Raw genomic sequence first — 12,958 nt, forward strand, 5'->3', positions numbered from 1 at the left:
GGATGTATGTAATTTACTGAAGCAAACAAATGGGAACGCCCATTATTGCACTGTTTAAGTGCTCAAATAACTCTGATATAAGCTTAAATACCCCTATTTGCACCTTTTTAGTGCAATTAAGCTTGGCTGATGTCGTGGATTTCGTAACCCAGCTCTTGGGTACCTGCTCTCAAGGCAATCCAAGCGCTTTCTAGAAGGTTGGCATTGCCCTTTATCCCCAGCTCAATATGACGCTGGGCATAAACACCCCCTTTAGAGGCGTCACCGACAGAAGGGAGACTAAAGACCTTCACCCCCGGAAAATTAGCCTCTATGCGCTCCATTAAGGGGGTTAAGGTAGATTCAACTCCCTTAGGAACAATGAAGCTTTGCTCTGCCCAATTTTCTTGATGGAATAGATCCTTGTAGTAAGTATCCAAACACCAAGCCATCATCGGCGCAGCCATTACCGGAAAGCCGGGAACAAAGTGATGCTCTTGAATTCGAAAGCCGGGAATTTGGTTGTATGGGTTTGGAATAATTTCACTACCAATCGGAAACTCCCCCATCTTGAAGCGATGCTGATTTTCTGGAGTGCTTAAATCTGACTTGAATGGATCACCTTCTGCCATCGACTGAATGCGACCAGCAATTAATTCTTGCGCAGTTGGATGTAACTCAGTTTTTGTACCCAGAGCAAGTGCCGCGCATTGACGGGTGTGATCATCTGGCGTGGCGCCAATGCCGCCAGTACTAAACACAACATCACCACTTGCAAAACTGTCTTTGAGTGTTGCAGTAATTTGCTCGGGATCATCAGCAACGTATTTAGCCCATGCAAGACTGAGGCCGCGCTCATTGAGCAGCTCGATAAGCTTACTCATGTGCTTATCTTGACGACGACCAGATAAGATCTCATCACCAATCACGATTAACCCAAAGCGACGTTGGGCTTTGCTCGGCACTTCTATTTCAACTTTTTTAATTGCATCAACCATGGTAAGGCAGTTCCATATCAACAACGCGAGATTGCACTGTGAGCGCTTGATCCAACTCTTCTTCTCTCAATTGCTTGAGTGCATCTAATAAGAAATAGCTAAACCATAAAGCAGCAAACACAAAAATCAGAGAATAAATCCAAAGAGCTATAAAACTCACTATTGGAAATAACACCAAAGCCAATGCGGAGGTAGCCCAGAAGAAGGTTGGCACTGCGCCCAACATCCCTGATGCGATACCCATACAGAGTAATGGCCAGCGATACTTTTGAAGCAGAAGATCGCGCTCTTCCGAGCTGGCATGCTTTGCCAGAACGTCATACGACATCAGGCGCATCGTTAACCAGCCCCATAGTAATGGAGGCAAGACGGCCACCAACGGAGGAACCCACCACACAGGCAAGGTGAGCATCACCAATGCAAGACAAATGAGGGCTGACCATAGGCTGTAAATCAAACTGCCAAAGAAGCCGCCGCCCTTCTTGCACTCTAGATCCTGAAATTGTGACTGCCTAGAGGCAATCTTCACAATCGAGGGTACCGTTGAAAACGCAATAAAGACTAACAAGCTAATCGTAATCAAAGGGATGATTAGCATGACAAAAAATAATGGCGCAATCCATGCCCTGGCATTTTCAAAGCCCGCCCACACTAAACCATCCTGTATCCAACTAGTAAACATGGAGGTTGTCAGGAATCTGCTTAATGTTTCTAGGGCTGGCGTCCATGTGAGCCAAATGAGACAACCCCATAATACCGAGACGATCAAAAATGGTCTGAAGCTCAGCCATAACATTCGCGGATGCATCGTTCCAACTAAAGCCATTCCAAAAGACTTAAATATTTGCGGTAATCCAACCATACAACTCCTATTGCCTGCAGACGTGCAGTCTACTTAGGCTTAAATTCTTTAACGGCACGAAGCAAGCTTTGCCATTGTTGAGTGAGGACATTTTCTGAAACGGTTAAGTCTCTGACTCCCGTAGGATAGACCTCTTTAGTGAAGATCGCCGTTCCGAACAACATATCCCACCACGGAAACAAAATACCAAAATTACAACCACCTAATACACCAGGCTTACCTATAGCCTCGTGCCCATATCCCACGGCATGATGCATACGATGAAACAACGGGGATACTAATAAGTATTTAGCAGATCCTAAGTGAACCTTAATATTGGCGTGCTGCCAACTTTGAATAAATTGACTCAGTGCAATCAGCATGATGAATTGTCCTGGGGATACACCAATCAACAGCGCGAAGAAGGACATGATTGCTGCTCGCATCACATCATCCAGAATGTGACTACGATTATCGGACCAGGCCGTCATCACTGTTTGACTATGATGCAAGGCATGCAATTGCCACCACCAGTTAAAAGCGTGCGATGCGCGGTGATAAAGAAAATCGACAAAGTCCAGAATGATGAGGTAGATCGCGAAGCTTACGACAGGGACTGAGGTCACGCCTGGCCACCAGGACTCTACATTCAGGCGATCAAAACGGAAATCATGCAGGATGGAATCCATCTCAAAAAAGAATCCAGACAGGCATATAAAAATCAAGCCATGAAATATTCCCAGGCGATGAAACAAGGTGTATAGGACGTCCGCCCTACTCGACCCTGCAAAACGCGCTTGCTTTTCTGCAGGGGCTATGCGCTCCCACGTTCTCAGTACAACAATGATTAAGAACAGCTGAACACAACCAAACAAGAACCAATCGATCCCATCAAATACGTCCTCAGCCCAAGACATTAAATCGAATTGGTACAGAATCGGACCGACAACTTTAGAAAATAGAAACTCCTGAACGCCAGCATAGGCATCTGAAATTAATGAGGCAATAGCAGTGAAATCCATGCTTTATTTTGACTGATTTGCAGAATCTTTGGGTAGCAGCCCAAAACAGAAACCACGACTCTTTAGATTAATAATCAACTGCTCCAAAACCGCAGGTGCCCATGGATCTTTTCTAGACCAAATACCCAGGTGAGCCATGGTGATGTCACCATCCCTTAGATCTCTGCTCGCTCTTTCTAACAGAGTACTGTTTGGATGCTTTTCTGAATTCAGCTCATCCCCCAAGAAGCCGGTGGGAGCCCAGCCAATGTGTTGATAGCCACACATATCCCCCATCCGAATCAAGGTCGGAGAGGTTTTACCCCCAGGTGCGCGCCAGATTTTCTGCATCGGCTGATTTGTCATTTCTTGAAAGCGCTGATCAACCCGACGAATCTGCTTACACATTGCCGCTTCGTTATAGAGGATGATTTCTCCAGCCTTTGGGCCAAATTGTGGCTTCTCAAAGACCTGCCCTTTTGGACCATCCTTAACAAAGTAATCATGGTCATAGGTATGACTTCCAAAATGATTCCCCTCCTTTGCTAATTGCTGCCAAAAGGGTTTCCAAGATTCATCTAAAGCAAAGTCACCGCGGTACGTTTTTTCATTGGCCAAGAAAAAAGTAGCCTTTACGTTTTGCCGCTTCAGAATCTCAGCCACTTTTTCAGCAACTGACATATTGCCGGTATCGAAGGTGAGGTAGACCTTCTTGCTACATTCTGCGACTTGAGCATTGGCGCCCAATGAAAAACAGCCGAGCATCAGCACGGCTGCGATACGAATGAATGCATTAGGACTTAGGCGCTTCATGATATTAATTATTCCCATCCAGCCCTTGGAGTGAAAAACACACCATGTGGTGACTTACCAACTGGAATCACTGTTACCAACTTCATTGTTGGAATATCTATTACCCCAACCTTTTTGGAAAAGCGGAAAGTAACCCACATTGTTTTACCATCTGGAGTAATTTCCATATCGTCTGGACCGGCCGGCAGTCCAGTGATATCGCCCACCTTCTCCAAGGTTTGCATATTGATCAAGCTGATCGTAGAAGCAATACGGTTGCTTACAAATACATGCTTCTTATCCCCTAAAGGGCGAAAGTTATGAGCACCCTTACCTGTAGGGATGCGCTTCACTTCTTTGCGAGCTTTCCAATCAATGACTTGAACATAGTCTTCACCAGTAATGCCAATCAAGAGGTATTGATCGCCAGGCGTCATCCATAAACCAGCGGGCACCTTACCTGTAGGCATCACCCACAATACATTTTGTGTTTCAAGATCAATTGCGGCAAGTTCACTAGAGTCTTGCAAAGTAATAAATGCAATTTTGCTGTCCGATGTAAAAGCAATATGACTAGGTGTCTTGCCTAGCTTTACGGTCTTAGCTAATTTAAGATTTGCACTATCTGCAGCATAGATATCCACACGATCTAAGCGATTACCATTTGCTATAAACCATTTGTGGTTTGGGGAGTAACCGATTTGGTATGGATCAATGATATTCGGAATCTTGCCAGTTAACTCACCCGTAGTTGGATTCATCAACACAACATCATTACCGGCTGCATTCGCAATCAATAAGGATTTTTGATCTGGGGTCATCATGAGGTGATGGGGCTCTTTGCCAACCGGGATCGTTTTAACAACCTCACGTGTATTCATATCGATCAAACTGACAGATGCTGAACCAGAATTCAGAATCACCGCCAACTTGGGTTGATTTGCAGGAGTTGCTGAGGCTACGGGGCTAGTGGTTTGCCCAGAAGCAGTTTGATTGGCCAACAAAAGCGCCAATAATGCAGAGGTCGCGATTGTGCGAAAACCTCTAATCTTGATAAATTTGTACATCCCTCCATTGTAAGCAATTGGGGAGACTGAATAGGCCTCAAAATCCAGTGGATATGCTTTGGATTTGACCTAGCGCAAGCTTGCTAAAACCTTTTCGAGCCGCTTTAAGGACATTGGGGTTGGGGTTTTAAGCTCTTGAGCATACAAAGCCACTCTCAACTCTTCCAGCTGCCAACGAAAATCCGTTAAAGCCTGATCCTCAGCCATCGCATAAGAGGCAGACCCCTTCTTGCCTTGCATCAGTTTTTGCCACGGACGAGCAACCGATTCCCAATCTTTTTGGCATTGGGCATCACGACTAGGATTTGATCGTAATTTATCAATCCGCATCGCAATTGCTTTTAAGTAGCGTGGCACATGCACCAATTGCGAATACGGTATCTCCGCCACGAACTTTGGGAAGATCAATCCCTGCATCTGTACCTGTATATCGGCATAAGCACTTGGCGAAGCTGCTTTTGCACTAGCAATCTTTTTCTGCAAATCTGCATGGGCTTGCAATGCATTTAATGCGTGGCGAGATATCTCTTGGGCAATAAGTGCCAATCTTGGTTTTCCGGCTTGAAGGCGCTCGGCGAATTGCTCTGCATTCACTGGAAGCTGCTCAGTCATAAAAGCACGCTCAAGGGCAATATTCAGAATCTGATCAATCAACCCCTCTACCGATCCCACATTGATAAATAGCAAACCTAATTCACGTATGCCGGGCAATTGTTTTTGCAGGGCCTTGAGCGTGTCTTTATTGCTCAGCGCAAATAAGCGACGTAGCCCTAAAGCATGCTGCTTGCGAGCCTCCTCTAAATCATCAAATACCTCGAGATCACAAAAGTCAACGCGATCCACTAGAGCGGGGTAACCAAACAGAGTTTTATTCCCCTTTTGAATTTCCAAGGTTTCCGGTAACTCCCCAAAATCCCATGAACGGTAACCGCCCTGCTCGACCTTGCGTGCATTAGCTTCATTAGTATTGTTACTGCTTGGCTTTGATATAGCCTCAACGCCAAGCTCGACCTGAACAGCCTCCTGGGCAATGGCTTGGAAGGCATTGCGAGCAGTCTGCCCATACTCTGAACGCAAGCGAGCTAAGTTACGCTCCACTTCAAGCTGGCGTCCATGCTCATCAATCAAACGAAAGTTCATCGAGGAATGCAGTGGCAAAGCCTCGGGCCTGAAGTCAGCACGTTTAATTTCGAGGCCACGTTCTTTGCGGATATCGCCAATCAAACTATCTAGAAAGTCGCCGACGCCAAATTGCTTCTCTTCCAACCTGCGCTCAAGGAAGGACTTTGCATAATCCGGCAACGGTACGCAATGGCGTCTTAATTTCTGCGGAAGTGATTTAAGGAGGAGTAATACCTTCTCTTCACACATACCAGGGACAAGCCATTCACAACGACGCCCATCCACTTGATTAAGCTGGGTTAACGGAACAACCAGAGTGACGCCATCCTTCGGGCTGCCTGGTTCGAAGTGATAGGTCAGACTGAGCTGTGCACCGCCGATCAACATTGTTTTTGGATAGCGATCTACGGTAATGCCAGCCGCCTCATGACGCATCAAGTCGGCTTTTTCTAGGCGGAGCTGAGCATCAAGATCCTTTTCGGCATTTTTATCATTACCCTTCTCTTTGGCTATCCATGCTTTGAGACTTTCACGACTACGCACTTCCTTAGGTATTCGAGATTCATAAAACGCAAATAGCAAATCATCATCTACCAATACATCTGGTCGACGTGAGCGATGTTCTAGGGCTTCAATTTCTTTAATCAAGCGACGGTTATGCCAAAAGAATCCAAACACATTAGGATATTTTTTCTTGGCATCAGCTTCTGTTTCACGCTGGAGCGCGGGGGTATCCATGCGCCCAAACATTTCTTCCTGCACGAGGGCCTGACGAATAAATAATTCTCTGGTCTCTTCAGGGTTATGGGGTTCATATCGAACCCTACGACCATGGTAGATTGGCAAGCCATATAAAGTACCTCGCTCAAATGCCATGACCTCGCCCTGGCGGTTATCCCAGAAAGGATCACTGAGGGACTTAATCAGGCGATGTGCTGCAACGCGCTCTACCCATTGCGGTTCAATCTTCGCAATCGTTCTGGCATACATACGATTGGTTTCTTGAAGTTCGCCAGCCAGAATCCAAGCGCCCGCCTTTTTGCCAATAGTAGAACCAGGCCAAATGAATGGACGAATACCACGCGCGCCAATGTAGCCACCTGTTTTGCTATTGCGATCCTGAGATTTTTCATCCTCTTCTTTTTTGGCTACATATCCGAGCAAGCCTGTTAATAAAGAAAGGTGTACCTGCTCATACGTTGCGGCTAAAGCATTTTCTTTCCAGCCCTTCTCGCCCAGCATGGTGTGCAATTGACCATGAACATCGCGCCACTCACGTAAGCGACGTGGTGACAGAAATTTGCTTTTACATAGATTCTCAAGCTGTCGATTGCTGTGCTTGTGTTGCAAAGCATCTTGATACCAATTCCAAAGTTTGATGAAACTCAGAAACTCAGAGCGCTCATCAGCAAACTGTAGATGGGCTTGATCTGCTGCTGCAGCCTGATCCATGGGGCGATCACGCGGATCTTGAGTTGCCAAAGCAGAGGCAATGATGGTCACTTCTTTTAAAGCATTGTGCTCTTTGGCTGCCAGCAACATTCTGCCTATGCGCGGATCGAGAGGCAAGTCTGCTAATTGCTTACCAATAGCGGTGAGTTTGAAGCTGTTATTGATATCCTTGCCATCTGCTGACTCCGATTCATCAAACTCAATTGCACCTAATTCATCCAAAAGCTGGACGCCATCGGCAATCGCTCTGCCCAAGGGTTTATCAATAAAGGGGAAATGCTGGATCTTGGGTAAGCGTAAGGAGCTCATGCGCAACAGCACTGCAGCTAATGAGCTTCGCAATATTTCTGGGTCGGTAAATTTAGGCCGGCCTTGATAATCCTGCTCGCTATATAAACGAACACAGATGCCATCCGATACACGACCGCAACGCCCAGCCCTTTGGTTAGCGGCAGCCTGAGAGATAGACTCAATCTGTAGCTGCTCTACCTTATTGCGATAGGAGTAGCGCTTCACTCTTGCTAGACCGCTATCGATCACATAGCGAATATTTGGAACCGTTAACGAAGTCTCTGCAACGTTGGTTGTCAGAATGATGCGTCGCCCATTGCCCGGGCTAAACACCTTCTCTTGCTCGGCCACCGATTGACGAGCAAACAAACTCAGAATCTCTGGATGAAAGCGCTGCTGCAAGACATGATCTTTACGTAAAGCTTCTGCGCAATCTCGTATCTCTCTCTCACCCGGCAAGAAAACCAATACATCTCCAGCGCCTGCCGCACCCTCTCGCCACAAGCTGGCAATCTCCTCTGTCACCGCATCCGGAATTTCTTTAGCAGTTTTGGATTCCTTTTTACCATCAGGCTTAGCGTCTGGCTCAAGTGGTGAGTAACGCTGCTCCACCGGAAACAGCCTGCCGCTGACCTCGATAACGGGGGCTACCTTGCCATTGATGGCAAAGTGTTCCGCAAAACGTTGAGCATCAATGGTTGCCGAAGTGATGATGAGTTTGAGGTCTGGTCGCTTTGGGAGTAGTTGGCGCAGATATCCCAATAAGAAATCGATATTCAGACTACGTTCATGCGCTTCATCAATGATCAGCGTGTCATAGGCACGCAACTGAGGGTCACGCTGAGTCTCTGCCAGCAAGATGCCGTCGGTCATCAACTTGATGGAAGCTGTATGGCTGGACTTGTCAGCAAAGCGAACTTGATAGCCCACATCTTGGCCAATGGGCGAACCGAGCTCCTGGGCAATTCGCTTGGCCGTGGCAGTAGCAGCAATCCGGCGTGGCTGAGTATGGCCAATGAGCTTGCCACCATTAATCGTGCCTCGCCCCAGATCCAAGCAGATCTTCGGAAGCTGGGTAGTCTTGCCTGAGCCAGTCTCACCGCACACAATCACCACCTGGTGGCTCTGCAGGGCATCCTTGATCAGCTCACGCTGACCAGAGACCGGCAATTCCTCCGGAAACTGAATTACCAGACGGCGCGAGGTGTTGGAAGCAGGCACAGGCTGTGGCATTGCTTTGGGTTTTTGTTGGTTTATAGGCTCTTGCACCCTATAATTTTCTCACTATGCCAACAAATGCACCGAACCAGGCCTTAATGGCCGAAGAAACGACCTCCAACTTCCCTTTCGTGGGGTGGTTGCGCGATGTTGCGCCCTACATTCATAGCTTCCGTGAGAAGACCTTCGTTATCGCCTTTGCAGGTGAACTCGTCCAAGAAATCGGCCTTGAGAATCTGATTGAAGATATCGCCATGCTCCATGCCATGGGTATGCGTATTGTTTTGGTTCACGGCATCCGCCCACAGATTGAAGAGCAGTTGATGCTCCGGAATATTAAAAGCAAGTTTGGCAAGAGCGCCCTGCACAGCTATCGGATTACCGATGCAGCTGCACTAGAGTGCGTTAAAGAGGCAGCTGGTGAATTGCGCCTCGATATTGAGGCAGCATTTAGTCGTGGCTTACCAAACACTCCAATGGCTGGCTCACGCATCTCTGTGATCTCAGGAAACTTTATTACTGCAATGCCTGTGGGTGTTGTTGAAGGCACTGATTACATCCATACTGGTTTGGTACGCAAAGTTGACTCTAGCTCGATTAGACAGTCTCTTGATAGCAATAAGATTGTGTTGCTGTCTCCTTTAGGTTTCTCACCAACAGGCCAAGCGTTTAATCTGGCATACGAAGATGTAGCTGCATCCACTGCCGCAGCTCTTAAAGCGGATAAGTTGATCTTCTTAAGTCCATATGCGGGTTTAAAAGATACTGAGGGTGATTTCATTACCGAACTCTCCATGCCGCAACTGCAAGAATATGTCGCGCAGAACAAAGATATGGATCTGGGCATGAAGAGTTTGCTCAGTATCTCTGGCAGAGCAATACGGGCAGGCGTTAGCCGGGTTCACTTTTTGCCCTGCAATCAGGATGGAGCCCTCCTAGAGGAGCTCTTTACTCATGATGGTATTGGCATGATGCTAGCCTCATCTGATATCGAGAACTTACGTGAAGCTAATCAAGATGATGTAGGCGGTATTTTGCAGTTGACGATGCCGCTTGAAGATGAGGGCATCTTGGCAGCACGTGGTCAAGACGTGATTGAGCGTGATATTCAGCGCTTCTCAGTCATTGAGCATGACCGCGTTCTCTTTGGATGCGCCGCCCTCTTCCCATTCCCGAATGGCGTTGGTGAGTTGGCTTGTCTCGCGGTAGATCCCGACGTTCAAGGATCCGGAGATGGTGAACGCCTATTGAAGCGTGTTGAAATGCGCGCTAAGCAAGAAGGCATTAAAAAATTATTTGTTCTCACTACCAGGACTGAACACTGGTTCTTAAAGCGTGGCTTTAAACGGGCATCAGTAGATGACCTGCCAGAAGAAAGAAAGCAGATCTATAACTGGGACCGTAAGTCCATGGTTTTAACTAAAGACTTATAAGCAACTTCAGAAACATAAGCATTATTAGAAAGGTATTACAGATGGCACGCATGGTTCAATGTATCAAACTCAATAAAGAAGCTGAGGGAATGGATTTTGCCCCGCTTCCAGGCGAGCTAGGTAAAAAGGTTTGGAATCAAGTCTCTAAGGAAGCTTGGGCAGCTTGGTTAAAGCACCAAACCATGCTCATTAATGAAAACCGCCTCAATATGGCAGACCCCCGCGCACGCCAGTACCTCCTAAAGCAGGTAGAAAAGTACTTCTTTGAGGGTGGAGCTGATATGGCCCAAGGTTACGTTCCCCCTTCAGAGTGATTGAATATCGGGTGCGGTGTTGCAGCAATTGATTTGTTGAAAAATATATTGCCAATTGGTATTGACACTGCCAACGATGAGCGTAGGATGAAGTCGTGGTGAGGCAGTTTTGGTGTCTCGCTACATTGGCGAAAGCCACTTAAGATAAGTGCATCTGTGCACTTATAGATGTCGGAACTAATTACCTTCCGATTATCTACGCCATGCATACCATGGCAAATAAACCCGATGGGCATACCCCGTCGGGTTTTTTATTACTTACAACAATGATTAGAGTGCGATACGCTCAACACCAGCAGCGTTACTGACTAGCAATATATTGGCTTTTTCTTTAGCAAACAACCCAACAGTAATCACTCCAGCAATTTGATTGACTTGCGCTTCCATCTGAATAGGGTTGACAATTTTGAGGCCTGCTACGTCCAAGATCCACCCGCCATTATCGGTGACAAAAGGCTCGCTTGGTGTTTGCTTCAAATCAGCCCTAGTGCTTTTCGCTAGACGCAGACTGACCTGACCACCTAATTTTTCTAACTCACGACTAACAACACCTTTCGCAAGCGGAATGATCTCTACTGGCAATGCAAAATTGCCCAGTACCGGCACTTGCTTAGATGAATCGCAAATACAAATAAATTGCTTTGCCATGGAGGCAATAATCTTTTCTCTAGTAAGCGCACCACCACCACCTTTAATCATGTGTCCTGCCGGATCAATTTCATCCGCACCATCAACATAGGCTGGTAGTCCCTGAACATCATTTGGGTCTAGCACTTTAAAACCATGTTTCAGTAAGCGCTCAGTGGTTGCATTGGAGCTCGATACTGTTCCGGCGAAATGGTCCTTATGCGGCGCAAGTGCATCAATAAAGCAATTTGCGGTGGAACCTGTGCCAACACCCAAAATCTGACCGGCAGGAAGCTTTAGCACTTCATCTCTAGCTGCCACACCCACCATTTGCTTTAGTTGATCTTGATTCATATGCCCGCTGAACGCCCTTATGCCTTAACTGGAACTGAGTAATTAATCCATCTATCATATGATATCTACAAGAAAACCACCTTAGAGCAGCGAGCAAGCCCATGAATAGCGCCCCCTCATCACCAAGCCAACTGGAACAACTCAAGAAACTCACCACGGTTGTGGCTGATACAGGCGATTTTGAGCGCATGCAGGCGTTTCAGCCGCAAGATGCGACTACCAACCCATCCCTGATTCTGAAAGCTGTTCAACAAAGCAATTATCAAGATTTGGTCCAGTCGGTCAAGGCAGCGCATCCAGGTATGAGCCCGACCGATTTGGTGGACTACATCTTGGTTGCGTTTGGTTTAGAGATTCTGAAGATTGTTCCGGGACGTGTTTCTACCGAAGTTGATGCCAGACTTTCTTTCGATACCAAAGGTACTGTAGCTAAAGCAAAGCATTTAATTGCACTATATGAATCTCATGGCATTGACCGTAAACGGATTTTGATTAAGTTAGCAGGAACATGGGAAGGCATTGCCGCCGCCAAAGAATTAGAGGCGCAAGGTATTCATTGCAATATGACCCTGCTCTTCTCACTCGTGCAGGCGGCTGCATGTGGTGCAGCCAATGCAAAACTTATTTCTCCATTTGTGGGCCGCATCACTGATTGGAATAAAGCCAAACTAAGTAATAACTGGAGTGATAGCACCAATGGTGGTGCAAATGATCCTGGCGTCACTTCGGTGAGGAGAATCTTTCATTACTACAAGCACTTTGGCATCCCCACTGAAATCATGGGTGCCAGCTTCAGAAATACTAGTCAGATATTAGAGTTAGCCGGTTGCGATCTTTTGACTATTAGTCCAGAGCTATTGGCTGAGCTCCAGAGCAGTCATACCTCAGTCGAGGCAAAACTCGATGCTGCTAATACCAAAGCAGCATTAGAGGCGGAAGGCATCGCACCGCTAAAGCTAGATGAATCCAGTTTCCGCCTGCAGCTCAACAATGATGCAATGGCTACCGAGAAATTGGCTGAAGGTATTCGGAACTTTTGCGTGGATACCGAGAAGTTGGAAGCGCTACTAGCCAAGTAATTGAGATTAGAACTACAGCTTATTAAACGCAGGGCCCTCTTGATGCTGAGACATCTATGTAAAGCAAGGGCGGCTTTCACCACCTCTGCAATGGCTGCTTTCGACCGAGGCTGTGTAAAAACCCCCAATAATCCCCCTGTTTTTGTAAACACCTAAGCACCCTCAAACGTTAATTAAGTATCACTAATTAACGGATGTTCATGAAGATGAAACGATTCATTACTGGCCAAGATCGAACCCAAAGTACTTTATTACCTGAGCTGCTTGATGAGTACATCACCGAAGAAAATCCCGTGCGCGTCATTGATCTGTTTGTCGATCAATTAGATTTAAAGAGTTTGGGTTTTGAAGGAGTAGTTCCTGCTGATACTGGTAGGCCGTCCTATCATC

At 46.8% G+C, this 12,958-nt stretch carries 11 protein-coding genes and 1 pseudogene; 5 read left to right on the top strand and 7 right to left on the bottom strand.

Going from position 1 to position 12,958, the window contains the following annotated elements:
* Positions 1-116: 116 nt before the first annotated feature.
* Positions 117-977 carry a molybdopterin-binding protein gene (locus tag ICN34_RS10020; RefSeq protein WP_216122405.1) on the bottom strand — a complete coding sequence of 287 codons (861 nt, stop codon included), beginning with the start codon at positions 975-977 and terminating at the stop codon, positions 117-119.
* Complete coding sequence (locus ICN34_RS10025; protein WP_370624015.1) at positions 970-1,785, bottom strand: EI24 domain-containing protein; 816 nt, start codon at positions 1,783-1,785, stop codon at positions 970-972. Before ICN34_RS10025 ends, ICN34_RS10020 begins: the two co-directional genes overlap by 8 nt.
* On the opposite strand from ICN34_RS10025, the gene ICN34_RS11535 reads away from it, so the two are divergent.
* Positions 1,715-1,876: a hypothetical protein gene (locus tag ICN34_RS11535; RefSeq protein WP_255538647.1), complete on the top strand. Its 162-nt coding sequence runs from the start codon at positions 1,715-1,717 to the stop codon at positions 1,874-1,876. The two genes, ICN34_RS10025 and ICN34_RS11535, sit on opposite strands and share 71 nt — an antisense overlap.
* On the opposite strand, the gene ICN34_RS10030 is transcribed toward ICN34_RS11535, so the two are convergent.
* The 4 genes from ICN34_RS10030 to hrpA form a co-directional block, all read right to left on the bottom strand.
* The gene (locus tag ICN34_RS10030) at positions 1,869-2,840 is read right to left on the bottom strand and encodes a sterol desaturase family protein (protein ID WP_216122409.1); all 972 of its coding nucleotides are present in this window, start codon (positions 2,838-2,840) and stop codon (positions 1,869-1,871) included. The two genes, ICN34_RS11535 and ICN34_RS10030, sit on opposite strands and share 8 nt — an antisense overlap.
* 3 nt (positions 2,841-2,843) lie before the next feature.
* On the bottom strand, positions 2,844-3,650 hold the full coding sequence (locus ICN34_RS10035) for a polysaccharide deacetylase family protein (RefSeq protein WP_255538641.1): 807 nt from the start codon (positions 3,648-3,650) through the stop codon (positions 2,844-2,846).
* The gene (locus ICN34_RS10040; RefSeq protein ID WP_255538642.1) at positions 3,641-4,678 is read right to left on the bottom strand and encodes a cytochrome D1 domain-containing protein; all 1,038 of its coding nucleotides are present in this window, start codon (positions 4,676-4,678) and stop codon (positions 3,641-3,643) included. The genes ICN34_RS10035 and ICN34_RS10040 overlap by 10 nt, the downstream gene beginning before the upstream one ends.
* 69 nt (positions 4,679-4,747) lie before the next feature.
* Positions 4,748-8,776, bottom strand: a complete 4,029-nt coding sequence (gene hrpA, locus ICN34_RS10045) for an ATP-dependent RNA helicase HrpA (protein ID WP_216862569.1) — start codon at positions 8,774-8,776, stop codon at positions 4,748-4,750.
* 53 nt (positions 8,777-8,829) lie between these two features.
* Between hrpA and argA the strand changes: the two genes are divergently transcribed.
* A complete protein-coding gene (gene argA / locus ICN34_RS10050; RefSeq protein WP_072582195.1) occupies positions 8,830-10,194 on the top strand; it encodes an amino-acid N-acetyltransferase in 1,365 nt (454 codons plus the stop codon).
* 41 nt (positions 10,195-10,235) lie between these two features.
* Positions 10,236-10,508, top strand: a complete 273-nt coding sequence (locus tag ICN34_RS10055) for an oxidative damage protection protein (RefSeq protein ID WP_072582194.1) — start codon at positions 10,236-10,238, stop codon at positions 10,506-10,508.
* A 270-nt stretch (positions 10,509-10,778) separates the two neighbouring features.
* On the opposite strand, the gene rpiA is transcribed toward ICN34_RS10055, so the two are convergent.
* A complete protein-coding gene (gene rpiA, locus ICN34_RS10060; RefSeq protein WP_072582193.1) occupies positions 10,779-11,489 on the bottom strand; it encodes a ribose-5-phosphate isomerase RpiA in 711 nt (236 codons plus the stop codon).
* Between the two features lie 101 nt (positions 11,490-11,590).
* Here rpiA and tal point away from each other — a divergent pair, with 101 nt between their 5' ends.
* The gene (tal, locus tag ICN34_RS10065; RefSeq protein ID WP_072582192.1) at positions 11,591-12,568 is read left to right on the top strand and encodes a transaldolase; all 978 of its coding nucleotides are present in this window, start codon (positions 11,591-11,593) and stop codon (positions 12,566-12,568) included.
* 206 nt (positions 12,569-12,774) lie between these two features.
* A pseudogene (locus ICN34_RS10070) lies at positions 12,775-12,958 on the top strand (IS5/IS1182 family transposase); the annotation flags it as partial.

Source organism: Polynucleobacter sp. Tro8-14-1 (genome assembly GCF_018881655.1).
Lineage (GTDB): Bacteria > Pseudomonadota > Gammaproteobacteria > Burkholderiales > Burkholderiaceae > Polynucleobacter.

Coding starts and splice junctions, on each gene's coding strand:
- ICN34_RS10020 (WP_216122405.1), bottom strand. CDS start 977: ATGGTTGATGCAATTAAAAAAGTTGAAATAGAAGTGCCGAGCAAAGCC.
- ICN34_RS11535 (WP_255538647.1), top strand. CDS start 1,715: ATGAGACAACCCCATAATACCGAGACGATCAAAAATGGTCTGAAGCTC.
- ICN34_RS10025 (WP_370624015.1), bottom strand. CDS start 1,785: ATGCATCCGCGAATGTTATGGCTGAGCTTCAGACCATTTTTGATCGTC.
- ICN34_RS10030 (WP_216122409.1), bottom strand. CDS start 2,840: ATGGATTTCACTGCTATTGCCTCATTAATTTCAGATGCCTATGCTGGC.
- ICN34_RS10035 (WP_255538641.1), bottom strand. CDS start 3,650: ATGGGAATAATTAATATCATGAAGCGCCTAAGTCCTAATGCATTCATT.
- ICN34_RS10040 (WP_255538642.1), bottom strand. CDS start 4,678: ATGTACAAATTTATCAAGATTAGAGGTTTTCGCACAATCGCGACCTCT.
- hrpA (WP_216862569.1), bottom strand. CDS start 8,776: ATGCCACAGCCTGTGCCTGCTTCCAACACCTCGCGCCGTCTGGTAATT.
- argA (WP_072582195.1), top strand. CDS start 8,830: ATGCCAACAAATGCACCGAACCAGGCCTTAATGGCCGAAGAAACGACC.
- ICN34_RS10055 (WP_072582194.1), top strand. CDS start 10,236: ATGGCACGCATGGTTCAATGTATCAAACTCAATAAAGAAGCTGAGGGA.
- rpiA (WP_072582193.1), bottom strand. CDS start 11,489: ATGAATCAAGATCAACTAAAGCAAATGGTGGGTGTGGCAGCTAGAGAT.
- tal (WP_072582192.1), top strand. CDS start 11,591: ATGAATAGCGCCCCCTCATCACCAAGCCAACTGGAACAACTCAAGAAA.